The 20,159-nt window shown below is 52.7% G+C and carries 17 protein-coding genes; 12 read left to right on the top strand and 5 right to left on the bottom strand.

Annotation, left to right across the window (positions count from 1 at the left end; all coding sequences use genetic code 11):
- Window positions 1-176: 176 nt before the first annotated feature.
- From K2F33_RS24775 to K2F33_RS24765, 3 genes are all read left to right on the top strand, one after another.
- Complete coding sequence (locus K2F33_RS24775) at window positions 177-1,088, top strand: LysR family transcriptional regulator (RefSeq protein ID WP_076166088.1); 912 nt, start codon at window positions 177-179, stop codon at window positions 1,086-1,088.
- Window positions 1,089-1,331: 243 nt separating this feature from the next.
- Entirely contained in the window at window positions 1,332-2,129 is a 798-nt protein-coding gene (locus tag K2F33_RS24770; RefSeq protein ID WP_263879243.1) for a polysaccharide deacetylase family protein, read from the top strand.
- Window positions 2,130-2,356: 227 nt separating this feature from the next.
- Window positions 2,357-4,915 (top strand): glycosyl hydrolase family 95 catalytic domain-containing protein, encoded by a 2,559-nt coding sequence (locus tag K2F33_RS24765; protein ID WP_263879242.1) that lies wholly within the window; start codon window positions 2,357-2,359, stop codon window positions 4,913-4,915.
- A gap of 147 nt (window positions 4,916-5,062) precedes the next feature.
- On the opposite strand, the gene K2F33_RS24760 is transcribed toward K2F33_RS24765, so the two are convergent.
- A complete protein-coding gene (locus tag K2F33_RS24760; protein WP_263879240.1) occupies window positions 5,063-6,598 on the bottom strand; it encodes a sulfatase family protein in 1,536 nt (511 codons plus the stop codon).
- Window positions 6,599-6,715: 117 nt separating this feature from the next.
- Here K2F33_RS24760 and K2F33_RS24755 point away from each other — a divergent pair, with 117 nt between their 5' ends.
- Window positions 6,716-7,591 carry an AraC family transcriptional regulator gene (locus K2F33_RS24755; RefSeq protein ID WP_263879238.1) on the top strand — a complete coding sequence of 292 codons (876 nt, stop codon included), beginning with the start codon at window positions 6,716-6,718 and terminating at the stop codon, window positions 7,589-7,591.
- Window positions 7,592-7,674: 83 nt separating this feature from the next.
- Here K2F33_RS24755 and K2F33_RS24750 read toward each other — a convergent pair whose 3' ends face one another.
- Window positions 7,675-8,553, bottom strand: a complete 879-nt coding sequence (locus K2F33_RS24750) for a LysR family transcriptional regulator (protein ID WP_145020048.1) — start codon at window positions 8,551-8,553, stop codon at window positions 7,675-7,677.
- Between the two features lie 148 nt (window positions 8,554-8,701).
- Between K2F33_RS24750 and zwf the strand changes: the two genes are divergently transcribed.
- The 3 genes from zwf to gndA all read left to right on the top strand — a co-directional run bounded on the left by zwf (window position 8,702) and on the right by gndA (window position 12,404).
- Window positions 8,702-10,225, top strand: a complete 1,524-nt coding sequence (zwf, locus tag K2F33_RS24745; protein ID WP_263879235.1) for a glucose-6-phosphate dehydrogenase — start codon at window positions 8,702-8,704, stop codon at window positions 10,223-10,225.
- 64 nt (window positions 10,226-10,289) lie between these two features.
- Complete coding sequence (fsa, locus tag K2F33_RS24740) at window positions 10,290-10,955, top strand: fructose-6-phosphate aldolase (RefSeq protein ID WP_076166067.1); 666 nt, start codon at window positions 10,290-10,292, stop codon at window positions 10,953-10,955.
- 30 nt (window positions 10,956-10,985) lie between these two features.
- Entirely contained in the window at window positions 10,986-12,404 is a 1,419-nt protein-coding gene (gene gndA / locus K2F33_RS24735) for an NADP-dependent phosphogluconate dehydrogenase (RefSeq protein ID WP_212968621.1), read from the top strand.
- Window positions 12,405-12,478: 74 nt separating this feature from the next.
- Here gndA and K2F33_RS24730 read toward each other — a convergent pair whose 3' ends face one another.
- A complete protein-coding gene (locus K2F33_RS24730) occupies window positions 12,479-12,904 on the bottom strand; it encodes a hypothetical protein (protein WP_263879231.1) in 426 nt (141 codons plus the stop codon).
- A gap of 182 nt (window positions 12,905-13,086) precedes the next feature.
- Window positions 13,087-13,971 (bottom strand): LysR family transcriptional regulator, encoded by an 885-nt coding sequence (locus tag K2F33_RS24725; protein WP_263879229.1) that lies wholly within the window; start codon window positions 13,969-13,971, stop codon window positions 13,087-13,089.
- Window positions 13,972-14,087: 116 nt separating this feature from the next.
- Here K2F33_RS24725 and K2F33_RS24720 point away from each other — a divergent pair, with 116 nt between their 5' ends.
- Window positions 14,088-14,420: an antibiotic biosynthesis monooxygenase family protein gene (locus K2F33_RS24720; protein WP_263879227.1), complete on the top strand. Its 333-nt coding sequence runs from the start codon at window positions 14,088-14,090 to the stop codon at window positions 14,418-14,420.
- A 154-nt stretch (window positions 14,421-14,574) separates the two neighbouring features.
- The gene (locus K2F33_RS24715) at window positions 14,575-15,135 is read left to right on the top strand and encodes a pyridoxamine 5'-phosphate oxidase family protein (RefSeq protein ID WP_076166047.1); all 561 of its coding nucleotides are present in this window, start codon (window positions 14,575-14,577) and stop codon (window positions 15,133-15,135) included.
- Window positions 15,136-15,285: 150 nt separating this feature from the next.
- On the opposite strand, the gene K2F33_RS24710 is transcribed toward K2F33_RS24715, so the two are convergent.
- The gene (locus K2F33_RS24710) at window positions 15,286-16,461 is read right to left on the bottom strand and encodes an ROK family protein (protein WP_263879224.1); all 1,176 of its coding nucleotides are present in this window, start codon (window positions 16,459-16,461) and stop codon (window positions 15,286-15,288) included.
- Window positions 16,462-16,665: 204 nt separating this feature from the next.
- Between K2F33_RS24710 and uxaC the strand changes: the two genes are divergently transcribed.
- The 3 genes from uxaC to K2F33_RS24695 are packed head-to-tail and all read left to right on the top strand — an operon-like array spanning window position 16,666 to window position 20,148.
- A complete protein-coding gene (gene uxaC / locus K2F33_RS24705) occupies window positions 16,666-18,069 on the top strand; it encodes a glucuronate isomerase (RefSeq protein ID WP_263879222.1) in 1,404 nt (467 codons plus the stop codon).
- An 18-nt stretch (window positions 18,070-18,087) separates the two neighbouring features.
- The gene (locus K2F33_RS24700; protein ID WP_263879220.1) at window positions 18,088-19,374 is read left to right on the top strand and encodes a nickel pincer cofactor-dependent isomerase, group 22; all 1,287 of its coding nucleotides are present in this window, start codon (window positions 18,088-18,090) and stop codon (window positions 19,372-19,374) included.
- Complete coding sequence (locus K2F33_RS24695; RefSeq protein ID WP_263879219.1) at window positions 19,375-20,148, top strand: SDR family oxidoreductase; 774 nt, start codon at window positions 19,375-19,377, stop codon at window positions 20,146-20,148.
- The last annotated feature ends 11 nt before the right edge of the window (window positions 20,149-20,159 follow it).

Below are 20,159 nucleotides of genomic sequence, written 5' to 3'. Positions count from 1 at the left end.
TCGTTCTTGTTACCAAGTTTACCGGTCCAGACCATAAGCAACAATCACGAAATTCCGATGGTATGAATCGTTTTCACTAATGGATCTTTCATCTTATGGGAAATCCTTCCGTCCTCCGTTATACTGGATATAGAACTTAACATGGCAGCATACGAAACAATGGGAAGGAGACGTCCATGGAACTTCGACAGCTTGAATACTTTGCAGCGATATGTAAAGAAATGCATTTCTCCCGGGCCGCCGAGAATCTCTGCACGACACAGTCGAATTTGAGCCAGCAAATCAAGTTTCTGGAAAAGGAGCTGGGGATGCCTCTGTTTGACCGAATCGGCAAAAAGATTGCTTTAACCGATGCCGGCCGGATCCTGCTCGAACAGAGCCAGCTGATCTTTGAGAGGGTGGATTACATTCAGGGGGCCATCTCGGATCTTAAAAAAGTGGAGGGCGGCAAGCTGGACATCGGCATACTGCCAGGGGATGGGGACCTGCTGTTTGACGCGCTGCTGCTTGATTTTCACCGGGCTTACCCCAAGCTGTCCATTTCGGTCAGCGAAACGACGAACGTATATGAAGAGGTTTTGGCCGGGAACAGAGACTTGGGCGTCACGACGATGCCTGAGCGGCCCGACGATCGTATGGCCATCATCCCACTGTTTCATGAGGAGTTTGCGCTTGCCGTCCGATCGGATCATCCCGCTGCCCGATTAAAGGCCATCCCCTTTGAACAGCTGAAGGAGCTGGATATGGTCACCTTCGGCCCCGATCACCAGATCACGAAGCTGATTCGGGCCTGCTGCCAGGAAAAAGGTATGGAGCTGCATCACCCTATGGTGACCTCGACGCTATCGACGCTTCTCTCCATGGTAGAGCAGGGAATTGGAGCATGCATTCTTCCCCGGTTGCTGCTCGACAACCTTGGCCGGGAACAAATCACCGCAGTCACGCTTCTGCATCCAACACCGAGCCAGGAGATCTGCATCATTTACCGGACGGATAAATATCTGGGTAAGGCAGGCCGCATATTCATTGAGGCATTACAAGCTTACATAGAACGTGTAATTGAAAGCGCAAACCGTTCGCTTGGGTAAACGGGTCATGAAATGAAGTGGAGGGAAGGGAAGTCAATGGAAGCCTTTCAGGATCAACTACAACCGGATTTTACAGGGATCAAGCTTGTGTTGATTTACGTTCTGAATGTGATGACCATGAACAAAATTCCTTGGATACGCAAAACGCTGGCGGCTATGAAATTAAAGATGGATCAACAGAAGCGAATTCATATATACCGGTAAACGATTGTCACTATGATTACAAAAGAGGAGAGACGACATATGCGCATCCAACTGGACCGTTTTCCTAACGGTGTGAACAAGGCGGTGACGCTCAGCTTTGACGACGGGCGGGACCATGACCGCAAATTAGTCAGTCTGCTAAACGACTATGGCCTCAAGGGGACGTTTCATCTGAACAGCGGGAATCTCGGCAAAGCAGGATATATCGACAAAACGGAAGTCGCGACATTGTTTCAGGGGCATGAGGTTTCGGTTCATACGGTGGACCATCCCTTTCTGGAACAGACGCCGCCGGATCAAGTGTTGGAGCAGGTGGTGGAAGACCGCAAGGCATTGGAGGGGCTCGTCAGCTATCCGGTCAAAGGGATGAGCTATCCGTTTGGCACCTACAGCGATCAGGTTGTGAACATATTACGGTCCATCGGTATCGAATACGCCCGTACAGTGAACAGTCATGGAGGCTTTCATAAGCCGGACGACTGGCTCCGCTGGCATCCGACCTGCCATCATAAACAAATGGTCGAATACGCCGATCAATGGATTGATATGCAGCAACGATATTCGAGAATGTCGCTTTTTTACGTCTGGGGCCACAGCTATGAATTCGATAACGACAATAACTGGGATTTGGTAGAGAGGTTCGGTGAGATGATCGGCGGCAAGGACGACATTTGGTACGCAACCAATGCGGAAATTTACGCCTACTGCAAGGCCGTGGAAGGACTCCGGTACTCAGCCGATTCACACCTCATTCATAATCCGTCGGCCCAATCGGTATGGGTCAGCGTAGATGGGGATCCGATCGAAGTCCGATCCGGAGAAATCGTACGTTTATAAACTGACCATATGAGTCCTGCCCTTTATACGAGGAAGCCGTTAAGTGCGGCTTTCTTTTTTTGTTGCCACTCCAGGTTCGCCTGAATTGTAGTTTCGTAACAAATTCCATGTCCATCGTAACTTATTCATACTGGCAGCATCCCGCACACGATTAAGATAGACTTGGATTCACCATTAAGCGAGATCGTCTAAAGCTTTTTCATCACACACGCAGGGAGTGCAGGCCAGTGAAAAAAGCAGTGGAATTTCGAAACATCAACATGCGCGAGCATGTCTCACGGGCGGATTTGCATTACCGTCATACCGTGGAGCGAAGTGAGGGCGGACTTCCGCTCGGAAACGGCCGGATGGGCAGTCTCATTTGGACTTCCCCTTCGGCACTCAAGTTTCAAATCAACCGGGCCGATGTGTATGCGAACGACAGCCGTACCAACAGCTTCAACCAGCGGCACTCGGATTATGCTTACGGCTGCGGCTTTGTCGATATCGATCTGGTGGATTATGGCGAGGATGTATTTAATGACAAAGGAATTCGTCAGCATCTAAGTCTGTATGACGCGACGGCATCGATATCGGGGATTGGAGTGGCGGCGGAGGCCTTTGCTGCGTCCGGGCATGATGTGTTCGGCGTCCGGATCCATGATCGCCGGCCGGCGCCTCAGGTGGTTAACATTAAGCTCAAAATGCTGCGCCCTGCAGAGGTCGTGACCAAAAACCACTCGGCCGTATCACGCCTCATAATAAGGGACGGCATGATGGTGCTTCATCAGCAATTCCGCGAAGGAGACTATTTCTGCGCTTCAGCGGTCGTTATTGCGATAACGGGAAGGGACGCGCAGGTAAGGATGAACGACGAGTACGGCGGCCGGAAGCCAGTCGGCGCTTATCGGGAAAGTCTGGTGATCGGGCAGCCGAATGAGACGGAAATGCGCCTGTGTGTTCAACCGGGAAACGGCAGTTTTGACATCTTTATGAGCAGTGCAGCCAGCTTTGATGAACAGGAAGATGTCATCGGGGAAGCGATCCGAACGGTGCGGCATGCCATGCAGTCGGGATATGACGCACTGCTGGCGGAGCATCGCAAGTGGTGGCATTCCTTTTGGGACAAATCGTATATCCGCCTTCATAGCGAGGACGAACGTGCCGAATTCGTCGAGCAGCATTACACGTATTACGTATACCTGATGGCATCCAATTCGCGTGGTTCACAATTTCCTCCGAATTTCGGCGGCATGCTGCTCAGCCCGCGCGGAGATCTTCGGCACTGGGGGGCCATGCATTGGTGGAACAACATGAATTTGTATTATAACGCCGTACTGCCAACCGGGCATGATGAACTGTTCCATCCGTATTTCAACATGTATTCAGCCATGTACGATTCGTGTGCAGCCGCAGCAAGGCAGCAGTGGGGAAGCCAAGGCATTTATATCCCGGAAGTCCTGTCCTTTGATGGCTTGGAGGAGCTGCCGGAAGACATTGCCGAGGAAATGAGGGACCTCTATTTGCTTCGCAAGCCGTGGGAGCAGATGTCCGACCGGTTTCGCGAATATGCTTACTCCAAGCGGCCGCATGAGAGCCGCTGGAACTGGAAGTATCACGAAAAATATGTGGACGGCAGGTTTACGTACAAGGAACGAGGTTATGGCCCCTTTGGATTCACGACGCACATGTTCGCCACCCAGGTCGGAATTGCTTACCACTACTGGTTGTACTATGAGTTCACCAAGGATGAAGAATGGCTGCGTGAGCGCGCCTATCCGATTATCCGGGGCGTCGCCGAGTTTTTCCGCCACTACCCCAACCTGCGGAAGGATGAGGACGGACTGTATCACATGTATCACACGACCAGCGACGAAAAATATTACGGCGGCAAAGACACGATGGATTCGATGGCGGGCATGCATACGATCTTTCCGATCGTCCTCCGGGCTTCGGACCTACTCGGATTGGATCGCGATATACGGCCGGCGTGGCAGGAGCTGTACGAGCATTTGGCCCCGCTTCCGCGAAGCGACCAAGCAGACGCCGTCCTGAAAACGGGAGAAGGGGAAGCGGCCGTATGGGTCGGCGCACTCGGTCCGGTGTTGGATCAGAAGAGCCATATCGACGTGAAGCCAGCCTATTTCGGCAGCTTATGTTCCCTCGAGACCGCCGGGAGTAACCCAGACATGTTTAAGACGACTATGGCGACGATTCGGTACCAGGAGGAGCTTCTCGATCACGACTGGAGCCGTGCTGCCTCTGAAATGTCGGGGATGGCACGCGTCTTGGCCAATATGGGGCTTGCCGAGCCTTTTAAGCAGGTCGTGCTGGCCCAGTTGGAATGTGTCAACGCGGAGCGGGATTACTGTTATTTCAACGATACAGGCCGAATCAAATCGTTTGAAAACCGCTTAACCGTCAGGGAAGGGGTGAACTGCATCAGCATTCAGCGTCTTGGGAACGCTGCAGCTGCGCTGCAATCGGCGCTGTGCCAAAGCCAGCCAGCGGGCCCAGGCCAGGATTCGGTTATCCGTCTGTTCCCTGCATGTCCTGTGGATTGGGACGCTGAATTTTCGCTATGGTGTCCTGGTGGATTTAACGTCAAATCGGCTGTTCGGGGTGGCGATATACAATATGTAACGATCACGTCCTCCCTGGGAGGAACATGCCGGATCCGGAATCCATGGGGAGAAGGCGAAGTACGCCTGCAGATGGTAGGAGGCGAGGTCCACATGCTGGAAGGTTCACTGCTCCAGTTTGAGACGGAGTCAGGTGATGAATTCAAACTGTATCCGAATCGATAAATGAGTTGGAAAAGGCCGATTCACAGCGATGTGAATCGGCCTTTTTGGATGTGCTGCTGTTACTTTTACGATCGAAGGTTCATAGGTTCATGAATTTCATTACGCCGGGACAAGCATTCCCATCGTGTGGATCGGGCCTGACAAGCCTTATGCTCCGGTAATTCTCGGCATCGGCATGGACTCTTTGCCGAGCTCCGCCCAGGCATATTTTAGCAGTAGTTCGGTTTTGAGCGGCGCATGCTCCGGATCGTCCCATAAATTGTTCAGCTCTCCGGGGTCTTCCTGCAGATCGAAGATTTCACCGTAGGTCTGATTGAAATAGACCGTGATTTTATAGCGCTCGTCGACGTAAGTTTTTTGGTGGATGGTGGTCGGTTCATGCCTGAACTCGCAGATAGCATGATCCCGCGCCTGCACGGCTTCGCCGAGCCATACCTTCTTCTGGTCGATGCCCGTCATCGCATAAGGAACCGGCAGATCGCACAGGGACAAGAAGGTCGGAGCCAGGTCCACCAAAGATTGAATGGCGCTGCTCCGCTTGCCGGCCGGCACTTCACCGGGATACCGGACGATAAACGGCAGCTTGATCAAGTCCTCGTAATGAAACCCGCCCTTGGCCTGCAGACCGTGCTGTCCGAAGAAATGCCCGTGATCCGTCGTAAAGACGACGATCGTGTTATCGGCCATTCCCAGTTCCTCCAGCTTATCGAGAATATGCCCGATGTACTTATCCATCATGCTGATCATGCCGTAATAGACGGCGACCAGCTTTTTCTTATCATACTCCGTCAATCGCTTCCTGCTGCCGTACTCGTAATAATGATGCGAACGGTAACCGTGAATGCCATGTCCCGTTTCCTGCAGGTTTGTGAAGTCGGGTTGCTCTTCCTGCGTTTTGGCAAAATGCGGCGGATTGCGGTCATGCTCGCCCGGAATCATCTCGGGAATGGTGAGCTGCTCGGGATCGTACATCGTATCCCATGGCTCGGGAACGAGGTATTCTGGGTGCGGGTCGAAGAAGCTGGACCACAGGAAAAAGCTTTCGTCGTTTTCATGATATTGTTCCAGTAAAGCATTGGTCCGTTCGGCGATCCAGGTATTGTAATGGTACTCTTCGGGAATCGGCCATTTATACGTTTGATCCCGGTCCATGGTACCTGTAGGCGGCAGGAAATAGTCTCTCCAGTTATGGCAGCCTTTCTCTTCCATCCACAGCGCATAATGCTGCCCGACATGGGCTTCATTGGTGTGATTCCGCGCCAGCTCCACGTGCTCAAAACCGTAGAACCCATCTTTGTAATTTTTCCAAAACTCCAAATCCTGAAGAATGGGATAGGCTTCAAGCGACGGAAATTCCTCGGTCGACGTAAGCGGCTGAAAATGTGCTTTGCCGATCAGTCCGGTCCGGTAACCGGCTTGCTTGAAATCTTCGCCTACCGTATGGCGGTCCTCCAGCAATTTGGTGCCGAGCGTCCACGCTCCATGCTGGCTCGGGTACATGCCGGTAATGATCGAGGCACGGCTCGGCGTGCAGGTCGGATTGGGGCAATACGCCCGGTCGAATGTGGTTCCTTCCCGGACAAGCCGGTCCAGATTCGGGGTATGTATTTCAGGATTAAAGGCGCCAATCGTATTCCAGTGCTGCTGATCGCTGGTAATTAACAAAATATTAGGTTTCTTCATCCGTCAACCTCCTCGAACTGATTATATGTAAAGGGGTGCCCAAAGAGAATGGCGTATTGTATGATAGATTTATCATTTTGTCAGTTCATGTAAGGATGATGGGGAGGATGAGAACGCATGCTGCAGGAGTATGATCACGAATTCGCGGAGTTTTTATATTACACGCCGACCAGGATCGACAAAGATACCCCGTTCTGGCTGGTCAGGGCGGGTCAGAGTACAGCAAAGCCGGGATACCGGATCGGTCCGCGCAGAATTGAATGCTACAGTATTCATTTTGTCAGGGCAGGCAGCCTGATGGTTGAATATGAGGGGCACACGTACAGGCTCCAGACAGGGGATGCCTTTTGCATGTATCCGAACCGTACCTATATGTATTACAAGCCGGACGACGATCATTCTCTGCAGTTAACATGGCTGGCCATGGATGGACCCGGCATGGAACCGATGCTGAATCTGGCAGGTTTTCATCCGGATGTACCCTGCTCCAGAGGGCTGTGGAGTCCAGAGGTAGCGAACTTGATCCGGCGTCTGTTTGCGGAGTGGAAGGATGGTAAGACAGATCAGGTCGTCGCCGCCCTGAACCTGAAAGGACTGCTGTACCAGGCGTTATCTCAGATGATCGCAAGCTCTAAAGCACAGGACGAGCCCAAGCGTCCAGGTGCAACAACGATAAAAAAAAGCAAGGCATCCCAGTGGACCGAGTACATCGAATGGCATGCCGCCGAGGGGATCACCGTACAGCAAGTAGCCGAATATGCCGGCCTGAACCGTACCTATTTTTCGACACAGTTTACGAGGTTTGTAGGCATGACCCCGGCCGAGTATATTGCCAAGGTCAAGATGGACAAGGCCAAGCAAATGCTGTCCGGGACGTCGGCTGCGGTTACGGAGATCGCTTACTCCCTTGGGTATCCGACCCTGTTTGCATTTACCCGTGCTTTTAAAAACTACTGTTCGATGTCCCCGTCAGCGTACCGGAAGCAGCACTGAATCTAAAAACGGATGATGCGTTAAAGGACGCCATTGTGTTGGCGTCCTTTTGATTTTGCTTACCTTGAAAGATGTGCATCCGACTAATGAACCACCTCGATAAATCTCGTCGCCGCCGCCGATATCGGCATGTTTCGCATTACCATAAGGCCCACCTTGGAAGGGGGGATCTCCACATCCAGCTCAATTTCAAAGAGAGAGCCTTCCTTCAGCTCCTTGGCTACGAATTCGCGCGTGACATACGAAATGCCCAGCCCACGCTTGGCGAATTCGATCAGCAAATCGACGCTTCCCACCTCGATGTCGGGTTTCAGCTCGTGTCCGTATTTTTCAAACAGCTCTGTAATGGCCATTCGCACCCGGCTGTTCCGTGAGAACAGAATCACGGGATATTCCATCAGCTGTTCCATGGACAGCGCCTGCCCCTTCAGCTCCGCATACCGTTCGCCCGCCACAAAGCAGTCCTGCAGCTCAATGCTTTCCGTTACCTCCAGCTGCGAGTCGAAGATCGGCATCCTTACAACGCCAAGGTCAATCCGCCCCTCCTTTAGATAGGAGATCACTTCCGGTGTCGTTCCGTGATTCAGGTGCAGCTTGATTCCCGGATATTTGACGTGAAAATCCTCGAGAAAAGGAAGCAGGTAGTGCTTGAACAACGAATCGCTTCCGCCGATCCGCAGCTCGCCGCTGTCCAAATTTTTGAGTGCTACCATTTTTTCTTCAGCGAGTGTAATGAGAATTTGCGATTGCTCTATATAGGAAAACAAAATTTTGCCTTCCTGCGTCAGGCTTACACCTTTGGAGTTGCGGTAAAACAACGTAACGCCGATCCGCTCCTCCAGCTGCTTGATGGCATGGCTGACGCTGGGCTGAGTCAGGTACAGCGCCTTGGCAGCCTGTGTTAAACTTCCCGTCTTTGCGGCCCAATAAAACACTTTATACAACTCGTAATTGTTAGTCATAGATATGGTCTATATCTCCTCAGAAATATATTGATTACATGTATGGCACATATTTGTATTATAGTGAATCCAAGACACAGAAACCAGAGCTTTTTCGACAGAATGAGAAGTGGAAGTCGCGGAGCTTTGAAAGGAAGGAGCAATTGAGATGAATCCTACAACTTTTGTATTGTTTGGAGCGACTGGCGATTTGGCCAAGCGCAAAATATACCCTGCTCTGTATCATTTATATATTCATGGAAAGCTTCCGGAAGCTTTCTCTGTAATCGGCCTCGGCCGTAAAGAAATGACGGATGAGACGTTCAAGGCTCACGTCAAGCAGTCGCTGTACGATTTTTACCGGCTGAATGTGAAAGAGGATGACTCCCTGCAGTCCTTCCTGGGACTCTTTGGCTTCAACATCCTGCACATCGATAACACGGATCACTTCGTCCGGTTAAAAGATCGGGTGGAAGCCTGGGAGCAAGGAATCGGCGGAACATCGAACCGCTTGTTCTACTTGTCCGTTGCGCCGAATTTCTTCGGCACTATCGCCTCCCAAATCGAAAACAGCGGCCTTGGCAGCGTAACGGGCTGGAAGCGCCTCGTGATCGAGAAGCCGTTCGGCCATGACGTCGCTTCGGCCCGCGAGCTGAACGACCAGCTGAGCCAAGCTTTTGCGGAAGAAGAAATTTACCGGATCGACCATTACCTCGGCAAATCTATGGTGCAGCGGCTTGAAGCATTGAAGCAGGCGAATCCTGTGATTCAGGCGCTGTGGACGAACCGCTTTATCGCTAATGTCCAAATTACGGCTGACGAGACCGTAGGCGTTGAGGAACGCGCTGGATACTACGACAAAGCCGGCGCCCTGCGGGATATGTTCCAGAACCACATGATGCAGCTGCTCATGATGCTGACCATTCACGCGCCGCACAACATGGCTTCGGCGGAGAACGTCCAGCTCAAGAAGAAGCAGGTGCTTGAAGCACTGGATCCGCTGCAAAAGCAGGATGTGCTTACCAACATCGTGCGCGGACAATACACAGCCGGATCCATTCAAGGCAAACCGGTTCCCGCATACACAGCTGAGCCCGGCATTTCCGAAGGTTCGATGAACGATACGTTTATCGCTGCCAAGCTGCACATCGATAATTACTACTGGCGCGGCGTTCCGTTCTACATCCGGACAGGTAAACGTCTGGCCTCGAAGAGCACGCGCATCGTGATCGAATTCAAGGAACCGCTCACCACGGCGACGCAAGCAGAGCAGGCAACCGTACCGAACCTGCTGGTCATCGAGATCGGGCCGAAAGAAGGCATCACGCTTCAGCTGAATGCGAAGGACCCGGATCATCCGACCGGCTTTAAACCGGTATACATCGATATGTATCCGGACCGCAAAGAAGCCCAGGAAGCGTACGAAACGCTGATTCACGATGCACTGAACGGAGATTCGACGTTCTTCGTCCATTGGGATGAGGTCGACCTGTCCTGGCAGTGGGTGCAGCCGATCCTGGAAGCCTTCGCCGCTAATGAGGTGCCGCTGCATCCTTATGCTGCCGGTTCGCACGGTCCGGAAGCAGCCCATGAGCTGCTTGCCGCAGACGGATTCCACTGGTGGTTCGACGAGGAAGACGAAGCCGGAAAGGCTGCTTCCGAGCCGCTTGTCGAGCAAGTTACCGCCAGCTGATTTTGGGTTCTATGCTCGGTTTACCGAGCCAATCATATATTGAACATTCACAGGAGGTTGTAAGATGAAATTTTTTATTGATACCGCCAATCTGCAGGATATTCAATCCGCCTACAAAATCGGGGTTCTCTCCGGAGTCACCACGAACCCGTCCCTGGTTGCCAAGGAAGGCGTGAAATTCGAAGACCGGATCGCCGAGATTTGCCAGGCTGTGCCGGAAGTGGAGTCCGTGTCGGCGGAAGTGACGCCGGATGCGGAAACCGCTGAGGAAATGATTGCCCAGGCGAACGAGCTGATCAAGATCAACAACAACGATGAGAAAATCACGATCAAGCTGCCGATGACTCTCGCGGGTCTTGAAGCCTGCCGTTATTTGTCCCAAAAAGGGGTCAAAACGAACGTGACCCTGATCTTTACCGTGAACCAGGCGCTGCTGGCCGCCCGTGCCGGAGCAACCTACGTATCGCCGTTCCTGGGTCGTCTGGACGATATTTCTGAAGACGGCGTCCTTCTGGTGGACAAAATTGCGCAGCTGTTCCGCACGCATAACCTGGATACGCAAATTATCGCAGCCTCGGTACGCCACCCGGACCACGTCACCCGCGTCGCCATGGCCGGCGCGCACATTGCGACCGTTCCGTTCGGCGTGATTGCACAAATCGCCAAGCACCCGTTGACGGACCAAGGTTTGGTTAAATTTGCGGCCGACTGGAAAAGCAGCGTCAAGTAAAAAGAGAGAGATCTGGAGGAGAGAGAAACGATGAGCAAACAGCAAATCGGTGTGGCCGGTCTTGCCGTCATGGGCAAAAACCTGGCTTTGAATATGGAAAGCAAAGGCTTCGCGGTCGCTTTATATAACCGTTCGCCGGAAAAAACGAAAGAACTGCTCGCCGAAGCCGAAGGAAAAAACTTTGTCGGTACATTCAGCATCGAGGAGTTTGTGCAGTCACTGGAAACCCCGCGCAAAATCATGATGATGGTTAAAGCCGGCGGACCGACGGACGCGCTGATCGAGCAGCTCGTTCCGCATCTGGAAGAAGGAGACATCCTGATTGACGGCGGGAACGCCTTCTTCCCGGACACCGAGCGCAGATACCGGGAGCTTCAGGCGAAGGGCATCCGCTTTATCGGGGCCGGGGTATCCGGCGGCGAAGAAGGAGCCCTGAAAGGACCGGCGATTATGCCTGGCGGCCAGAAGGACGCCTACGAGCTCGTTGAACCGATTCTTACGGCGATTTCGGCCAAAGTCAACGGAGATCCTTGCTCGACGTACATCGGCGAAGGCGGATCCGGCCATTACGTGAAAATGGTCCATAACGGCATCGAGTATGGCGACATGCAGCTGATCGGCGAAGCTTATCACCTGCTGAAGGATGTGCTGGGACTCGGCACGGAAGAGCTGCACGACATTTTCACCGAGTGGAACCGCGGCGAGCTGGACAGCTACCTGATCGAAATTACCGCTGATATTTTCTCCAAGAAAGATCCGGACACCGGCAAACCGATGGTTGACGTCATTCTGGATGCGGCGGGGCAGAAGGGAACAGGGAAATGGACGAGCCAAAGCTCGCTGGATCTCGGCGTGCCGCTGTCTATCGTGACCGAATCGGTATTTGCCCGCTTCTTGTCCGCAATGAAGGAAGAACGCGTGGAGGCAAGCAAAATCCTCAAAGGGCCGCACACCGCTCCGTATGAAGGGGATGAGAGGGAGTTCGTGGAAGCCGTACGCAAGGCGCTGTACGCCAGCAAAATCAGTTCGTACGCCCAAGGCTTCGCCCAGCTCCGTGCTGCCTCCGAAGAGTTTAACTGGAATCTGAACTTCGGCAGCATCGCAATGATTTTCCGAGGCGGCTGCATCATCCGCGCCCGCTTCCTGGAAAACATCAAGCAGGCCTACGATAAAAATCCGGAGCTGAAAAACCTGCTTCTGGACGATTACTTCGGCTGGGTCGTTACCAACTACCAGGATGCTTGGAGAAACGTTGTGTCCGTCGCCATGCAGCGCGGCATTCCGGTTCCGGCCTTCGCTTCCGCACTGGCTTACTACGACAGCTACCGTACGGACCGTCTGCCGGCCAACCTGCTGCAAGCGCAGCGCGACTACTTTGGCGCGCATACGTTCCAGCGTGTCGACAAAGAAGGCACCTTCCATTTCCAATGGATCGAGTCCGAAGAATAATCGGTTATGGTCAATAAGAAAGCGTCCCGATGCGAGAGCATCGGAACGCTTTTTTTGTTCAAAGGAGCGGAACCCTATTCATCGAGTGAACCTGTATCATACACGACTTGCCCTTGAGCGTTATATCCGGTGAATCGCATTGGCGGGTTTTGCGGTTCATCCAAGAGCACATACCAGTATACGGTGCCGTTGGATGAATGGATCAACTGGGCTTCGGTTTTTACTTTTCGTGTCTCCACGACGATGCTCCGAATGTCCTTGTTATTGACAGTCCCGACAAACATGGGGCTAAGCTCATTCAGGTTGCAGTAACTCCAGTCGATATCCTGGTCAGGATGGATATCCGTGTACGTGCCGACGATCCAAGTCCAACTTTGACGGTTGTGCTTCAAAAGGCCGACGTTATATTGATTGTCATTACTATAGAACACCACCGTATGCTTATTGTCTGGATCAAAGGTTTTTAAAATGTCGTCATAAGGGATGTTGGATTTGTGCATCGCTTCTTCGATTGTGGATGGGGAATTTGAACAGCCCGTAATCAGTAAGAAACATAACAGTATGATGCATCTGATTTTCATTCGTCACGTCCTTAACCCGAGATAACAGTGAACACGCATTTTTCACTTCAGTAGTAAAACGCAGTATTTCGCAGTTTAGTTGGAGCGAGAATTACATATTTTTAGGAATTCGATTCCTTTAAGCCGATCAACTCCACGATAGATGAAATTGCCCTCGCTGCTGCCGGAGAGCACTTCTTAAAAGAAACCGCGGCCAGAGCGATGGACCTCGAAGCTTCCGGGGCAAGCGGCCTGGCCACGAGCCCAGAAGGAGCTGAGGCAAGAATCGTTTCCGGCAGGATGCTGATGCCAAGTCCGCTACGCACCATTGCCATAATGGCATGATCGTCCTCAAGTTCAAATCGCACACGGGGAACCGCTGCATGACCGTCAAACCACGCCCTTACATCGGTATCGCAGCCTTTCGCAGGCATAATAAACGGTTCATCCGCAATCTCCTCCAGTGATATCGTGGATTTTACGCTGTGTTTATGATCAGCCGGCATAACGCACACCATCCGATCCTGTATGAGCATTGTGGTCTCAAGGCCATGCGAAGATGGCAAATTCACGAATCCAAAGTCTGCAGTCCCATCGGCAATCCAGCGCTCGATATCGTGATAATGCCCGTCGAGCAGCCGGATTTCGATCTGCGGGTACTTCTGCTGGAAACGGTGAAGAATATCCGGCAGCCAATGGATCGATACGCTGGTAAACGTTCCGATCGTGACTGTTCCCCGCATCAGCCCCTTGATCTGATCCGCCTCCTGCAGCATGTTTTCATGCAGTTGGAGCATTTCCTTCATATATCCCCACAACCGTTCTCCGTCATGGGACAGCCGGACGCCAGACCGGCCCCGGGCAAGGATTTGGATGCCCAATTCCTGCTCCAGGCTGATGATGGCACGGCTCACCGCCGATTGTGTTAAACTCAGCTGTTCCGCCGCTTTGGTCAGGTTTCCGGTTTCGACGACTTTTCCGATAATTTCGTACTTCGCCAAGGTCATTTTCAAACACTCCCGCCATGAAAAATAATCATTACAACCATTTTAAACATTCATTTTATTTATTGTAAGTGGCTCGGTATAATGCAAATAGAATGATGGATAAGGGGAGAACAGGGATGGGAGCTATAGCAAATACGCCGCAGCCGCCGTATTATGCGGTCATTTTTACTTCGGAAATGTCTGATGGAGAGAACAGAGGGTACGGGAAAATGGGGGACAAGATGGTCGAGCTCGCTTCGAAGCAGCCGGGTTTTCTCGGAGTCGAAAGCGTTCGGGGAACGGATGGGGTCGGAATTACCGTCTCGTATTGGGAGTCGCTTGAGGCGATCAAGGCCTGGAAAGAGAATTCCTTGCACAGGGTAGCTCAGGATAAAGGGAAAAGCGAGTGGTACGCAAAGTTCGGTCTGCGGGTGAGTAAGGTCGAGAGGGACGATTTTATGAATATGTAAGCTGTAATTAACCCCGTCTGAATGGAAGTCCCCATTTCGCGAAACACTCATAACTAAAATGTATGATTACGCGGTAAAAATATATTTTTAATATGCAGCGGATGAACATACAATGAATTTAATTAATCGGCAGAGTACGAATGGGGGGATTCAAATGGGGAAACAATTTCCGGCTATGCTGCCTGAGCATATGGACTTTATCCGGAAGCAGCATATGTTTTTCGTTGGTACAGCGCCATTGTCACAGGAAGGACACGTCAACTTGTCGCCAAAAGGTTATGACACGTTCCGGATCTTGTCCGAGAACCGGGTCGCGTACCTGGATTTGACCGGAAGCGGCAATGAAACGAGTGCCCACCTGGAAGAAAACGGCCGGATCACGATCATGTTCTGCGCGTTTGAAGGGCCGGCGAACATTATGCGCCTGTACGGAACCGGGACGGTGATTTTACCGGAGAGCAGGGAGTGGGAGACATTATACCCTTTGTTTGATCCGATGCCCGGAGCCAGACAGATCATCACGATCGATGTGCATAAAGTGCAGACGTCCTGCGGTTATGCGGTTCCCTTCATGACCTATGAAAAGGAAAGGGATACGCTGAATCGGTGGGCAGAGCATAAAGGCGAACAAGGGCTTCACGACTACTGGCAGGAGAAAAACAGGAGCACGATCGACGGAATGCCGACTCCTTTAGGCAGACGGCTGGGGTTATAGGCAAGTAAAAAAACGAGAAATCAAATTACCGATAACGCAAAACAAGCCGCGATGGATCCGGGCTTGTTTTTTTGTATAGGCAGCGTCCTTGTATCCGGGCTTGTGAAAAGGGAGTGGGAGCGAGCATCAGTTAGATTTTCATACCCGTAATCAATCAGCAAGGTCGTCTCCGGAGGGCAAGCTAAGCACAGGAACGTTCAGAAAACGGGAAATCGCCAGTGCGCAGGCACCCATGACGCAGGATTTCCGCCCCATGCCCGACAGTGTGATCTCCCGGTAATGGCTGATTTGGGAGTGGAGCTGATGATGGATCCTCTGCAGTGCATCGGGAACCATTCGCAGAAGCTCACTGTCGATGACGACAACGTCCGGATTGTACATATTGATGACATTGTTCAGCCCGATCGACAGGTAATAGACGAATTGATTCAGCGCGTCAAGCACTTGTTCATCGCCATCGGCAATGCGCCGGCTGATCCACTCCATATCCGAGGCGTCACCAGGTTCGGCCGCAAGGATGTTCCGGAGCACGCTTGTCTCCGAAGCATACTTCTCCCAGCAGCCGCGGTTGCCGCAAGCGCAGGGCTCTCCGCCGGGAACGACGATCATATGGCCGATTTCCCCGGCAAAGCCTTCATGGCCGCGAAAAAACTTGCCGTCCATGATCATGCCGAGCCCAATGCCGGAATACAGCGTTACGCATAGCAGGTTGTCGGTTGTATGGTGAGCGTATGCCCGCTCGGCAAAAGCGCTGAGGTTCGCGTTATTTTCCAAATGGACAGCTGTACCGACTGCACGTTCCAGATCCTGCTTCAGGTCAACGTCCTGCCATTGGAACCGGGGCACGAACTTGATGGTCTCTTCATTGGAGACGAGTCCGTGGATCGCCAATACGATGCCGACCATCCCGTAGCGGCTGCCTGCACATCGGCTTTGATAACGTCTGATCGCCGAGGCCAGCAGCTGTACGATATCCTCATAGGCTTCCGATTGAATTGGAATGATTTCCGTTGTGACCGGATGGCCAGTTAAATCGGATAGCATAAATGTCGCATGTCCTGCGTCCAGGTCAATGCCGAGCGCATATCCTGCCTGGGCGTTCAGGGAGAGCATAATCGGTTTGCGTCCGACGGGGTTGTGCTCCAGCTCGGTTTCGACGACCAGTTCTTCTTCCAGCAAATCCGCGACCTGCGCGGAGATTGTCGCCCGGGTCAAGGCCGTAATCTTGGACAGATCCGCTCTGGAAATTTTTCCTTCCTTCATAATTTCCCGTATAATCAACGCCCGGTTGATCTTTTTAATATAAGAGGCGTCTCCGGTTACCATTTGTTTCCTCCCATTTTAGAACGTCATGAAAATTCAGCATAAACCATATTGTAGCACGAACCCGCCTCGCCCGCTCAGAAATTACCCGATTGACAAAGGCGTGGGGAGTTGGTACAGTACGAATATATTTTGTAAGTTTAATAAACAAATTAAAAATTGTAAAGGGTTTCATACCAATTATCGATCCCTGGAGAGGAGAACAGGATGAGCCAATTTCTCGATTCGGAATTTTTGCTGGATACCCCTGCAGCAGTTCGGTTATATGAAAAGGCGGCTGCCGATTTACCGATCTTTGATTTTCACTGCCATTTGGACCCGAAGGAAGTATGGGAGAACAAGCCATGGGCCAATATTACGCAGCTGTGGCTGGGAGGCGACCATTATAAGTGGCGTACGATGCGGATGCACGGCATCGGTGAGCAGCTGATTACAGGCGATGCGGAGGATTGGGATAAATTTATGGCCTGGGCGGAGACGGTTCCTCACCTGATCGGCAACCCGCTGTACCATTGGACGCATTTGGAGCTCAAGAACGTGTTCGGCATCGAACAAATCCTGAGCCCAGCCACGGCCCGCGATATATGGGAGGCATGCAACGCCAAGCTGCAGCAGCCCGATTTTCTGCCGAGGGCGCTGATTGCCAGAGCCCGGGTGAAGTTTATCGGCACGACCGACGATCCGCTGTCCCCGCTGGAATATCATGAGCGGCTGGCTGCCGATGACAGCTTTCAAACCATCATCGCGCCGACGTTCAGACCGGATGGAGCATTAAATATCGAGCGCCCCACTTACACCGAATGGATACATAAGCTCGGGGAGATTACAGGCCAAACCATCGGTTCCCTGGATGCCTTCCTGAATGCGCTTCAACGGCGCGTGGATTACTTCGATGAGCATGGCGGTCGTGCGTCCGACCATGATATCCCGTACCTTGATTTTGCAGAAGTCACAAAGGAAGAAATCGTTCCTATTTTTAATAAAAGATTGAACGGTGAAGAATTGTCAGGCGCTGAGATTAACGCATATCGCTCTTTCCTGCTGAAGGAGCTCGGCAAAATGTACGCCGGCAAGCAGTGGGTCATGCAGCTGCATATGGGCGCGCTCCGCAACACCAATACAAAGATGAAAAACCGCATCGGTGCCGATACCGGTTTTGACTCAGTTGGTGAAACGAACCTTGCGCAGGGTCTGGCTCGCTTCCTTGATGCTTTGGATCAGGAAGACGCCCTGCCGAGAACGGTGCTGTTCAATCTGAATCCGAAAGACAACGCTGTCCTGGCCGCGATGACGGGCAACTTTTATGAGGAAGGTGTGCCGGGTAAAGTCCAGTTTGGGTCTGGCTGGTGGTTCAACGATCATATAGATGGTATGGAAAAGCAGATGAAGGACCTGGCGAATGTTGGTCTGCTCAGTCATTTTATCGGCATGCTGACCGATTCGCGCAGTTTCCTGTCCTATGCCCGGCACGAATATTTCCGGCGCATTCTTTGCAATCTTCTTGGAGCTTGGGTGGAGAAGGGGCTCGTGCCGAATGATATGGAGGCTCTGGAACGGATGGTTCGAAACATCGGTTACGGCAACGCCGAAGCCTATTTCATGAAACGATAACGGGGGAGGGGAAAGCGCATGGGTATTTTGCAGGAGCTTCTGAAGGATATTCCGATTCCGAAAATGGCCAAGGTCAACGTGCGGTTCAACGATGAACAGATCGTGGACCTGGGCGGCGACCTTGGGGCCAAGCTGCGTCAGCCGCACATTATGGAGAAGGTCAAGCCCGGCATGGAAATCGCCATCGCTGTCGGCAGCCGGGGTCTTGACCGCATCGTGGAGCTAACCGCCGTGACCGTCAAAGCATTAAAGGAAGCGGGGGCTAAGCCGTTTATTGTGCCAAGCATGGGAAGTCACGGAGGTGCCACGGCGGAAGGGCAGCGGGAAGTACTGGCGCATCTGGGCGTCACGGAAGAGAGCGCCGGCTGCGAAATCCGCTCCTCGATGGAAGTCGTTCAGCTCGGTGCGCTGCCGAACGGCCTTCCGGTGTATTTGGATAAATACGCCGCCGCCGCGGACGGCATCGTCGTCATTAACCGCATTAAGCCGCATACGGCTTTTCGGGGACCGGTAGAGAGCGGCATCATGAAAATGATCAGCATCGGCCTTGGCAAGCAGAAAGGGGCGGAGGCCTGCCACCAGCTAGGGTTTAAATATATGGCCGAGAACGTTCCGGCCATGGCCAAAATGATCATGGAGAAGAAACCGGTCCTGTTCGGGGTAGCGACCATCGAAAATGCGTTCGACAAGGTTGCAGTCGTTGAGGTGCTTACGCCGGAGGAGATTACCGACAAGGAACCGCAGCTGCAGCTTCAGGCGAAGGAACTGCTGCCGAAGCTGTTTTTTGACCAGCTGGAAGTGCTGATCATTGACGAGATCGGCAAAAACATCAGCGGCGACGGCATGGATCCGAACATCACGGGCCGATATCCGACGCCGTATGCGCACGGAGGGCCGGATGTCAACAAAATGGTCGTCCTGGATTTGACGCCGCAAACCGAAGGGAATGCAAACGGGGTGGGCACGGCGGACTTTACGACGCAGCGGCTTGTCGACAAGATGGATTTGGAGGTTACTTACGCCAACGGGCTGACATCCACCGTCGTCGCCCCGACGAAGATCGCCACGACGCTGCCGAATGACAAGGAAGCGATTCAGGCGGCGGTGAAAACGAGCAATGTGCTGGATTTTAACCAGGCGAAAATCGTCAGGATCAAAAATACGCTCGTTCTGAGCCAAATCGAGGTGTCCGAAGCGCTGTTTGAATATGTGAAGCAGCACCCGCAAATGGAGCTGGCCTCGGAGCCGTATGATCTGCCTTTTGACGAGCACGGAAATTTACCGAAAACGGAGGAGAGTCACTAGATGACGACGAGTTTGTTTGATTTAACGGGAAAAACGGCGGTAGCGGTCGGCGGCAACAGCGTGCTCGGCTCGGCGATTGCCGAGGGCATTGCCGAACACGGGGCCAAGGTGGCAATCGTCGGGCGGAACCTGGACAAAGCGGAGGAAGTCGTAAGCGTCATCCGGAGCCAAGGCGGGGAAGCGAAAGCATTTCAGGCGGATGTGGGCTCGCGCGAGTCTCTGGTCCAAGCGGCCGCGGACATCGAAGCATGGTCTGGCGGATGGGACATTCTGCTTAACGCTCCGGGTACGAACAGCACCACTCCCTTTTTCGAGCTGGAGATGGAAGAATGGGACCGCATTATGGACGTGAATTTGAAGGGCATCGTGCTTACCTGCCAAATTTTCGCCAAACGCATGGTCGAGCAGAATCGGAAGGGGAGCATCATCAACATCTCGTCGGTGTCCTCAACGACGCCGCTCTCCAAAGTGTTTACGTATTCGGTGTCCAAAGCCGGATTGAACAGCGTCACCCAATTCCTGGCACGAGAGCTTGCGCCGGAGGGAATCCGCGTGAACGCGATCATTCCGGGATTTTTCCCGGCTGTGCAGAACCAGAAAATATTAAGCCCGGAACGGGTCGAATCGATCATGCGGCATACGCCGATGAATCGCTTCGGTACGCCGGATGAATTAAAAGGGGCGGCGATCCTGCTTGCTTCGGATCAGGCGTCGAGCTTTATCACCGGCTCGATGATCCGGGTGGATGGCGGGTTCGGCAGTATGACGATTTAATGGCCATACGG

Origin of the sequence: Paenibacillus sp. PSB04, from assembly GCF_025809195.1 — a bacterium.
Lineage (GTDB): Bacteria > Bacillota > Bacilli > Paenibacillales > Paenibacillaceae > Paenibacillus_AQ > Paenibacillus_AQ favisporus.
This window is presented reverse-complemented; position numbering and strand designations above follow the sequence as displayed.

Coding starts and splice junctions, on each gene's coding strand:
- K2F33_RS24775 (WP_076166088.1), top strand. CDS start 177: ATGGAACTTCGACAGCTTGAATACTTTGCAGCGATATGTAAAGAAATG.
- K2F33_RS24770 (WP_263879243.1), top strand. CDS start 1,332: ATGCGCATCCAACTGGACCGTTTTCCTAACGGTGTGAACAAGGCGGTG.
- K2F33_RS24760 (WP_263879240.1), bottom strand. CDS start 6,598: ATGAAGAAACCTAATATTTTGTTAATTACCAGCGATCAGCAGCACTGG.
- K2F33_RS24755 (WP_263879238.1), top strand. CDS start 6,716: ATGCTGCAGGAGTATGATCACGAATTCGCGGAGTTTTTATATTACACG.
- K2F33_RS24750 (WP_145020048.1), bottom strand. CDS start 8,553: ATGACTAACAATTACGAGTTGTATAAAGTGTTTTATTGGGCCGCAAAG.
- zwf (WP_263879235.1), top strand. CDS start 8,702: ATGAATCCTACAACTTTTGTATTGTTTGGAGCGACTGGCGATTTGGCC.
- fsa (WP_076166067.1), top strand. CDS start 10,290: ATGAAATTTTTTATTGATACCGCCAATCTGCAGGATATTCAATCCGCC.
- gndA (WP_212968621.1), top strand. CDS start 10,986: ATGAGCAAACAGCAAATCGGTGTGGCCGGTCTTGCCGTCATGGGCAAA.
- K2F33_RS24730 (WP_263879231.1), bottom strand. CDS start 12,904: ATGCACAAATCCAACATCCCTTATGACGACATTTTAAAAACCTTTGAT.
- K2F33_RS24725 (WP_263879229.1), bottom strand. CDS start 13,971: ATGACCTTGGCGAAGTACGAAATTATCGGAAAAGTCGTCGAAACCGGA.
- K2F33_RS24720 (WP_263879227.1), top strand. CDS start 14,088: ATGGGAGCTATAGCAAATACGCCGCAGCCGCCGTATTATGCGGTCATT.
- K2F33_RS24715 (WP_076166047.1), top strand. CDS start 14,575: ATGGGGAAACAATTTCCGGCTATGCTGCCTGAGCATATGGACTTTATC.
- K2F33_RS24710 (WP_263879224.1), bottom strand. CDS start 16,461: ATGGTAACCGGAGACGCCTCTTATATTAAAAAGATCAACCGGGCGTTG.
- uxaC (WP_263879222.1), top strand. CDS start 16,666: ATGAGCCAATTTCTCGATTCGGAATTTTTGCTGGATACCCCTGCAGCA.
- K2F33_RS24700 (WP_263879220.1), top strand. CDS start 18,088: ATGGGTATTTTGCAGGAGCTTCTGAAGGATATTCCGATTCCGAAAATG.
- K2F33_RS24695 (WP_263879219.1), top strand. CDS start 19,375: ATGACGACGAGTTTGTTTGATTTAACGGGAAAAACGGCGGTAGCGGTC.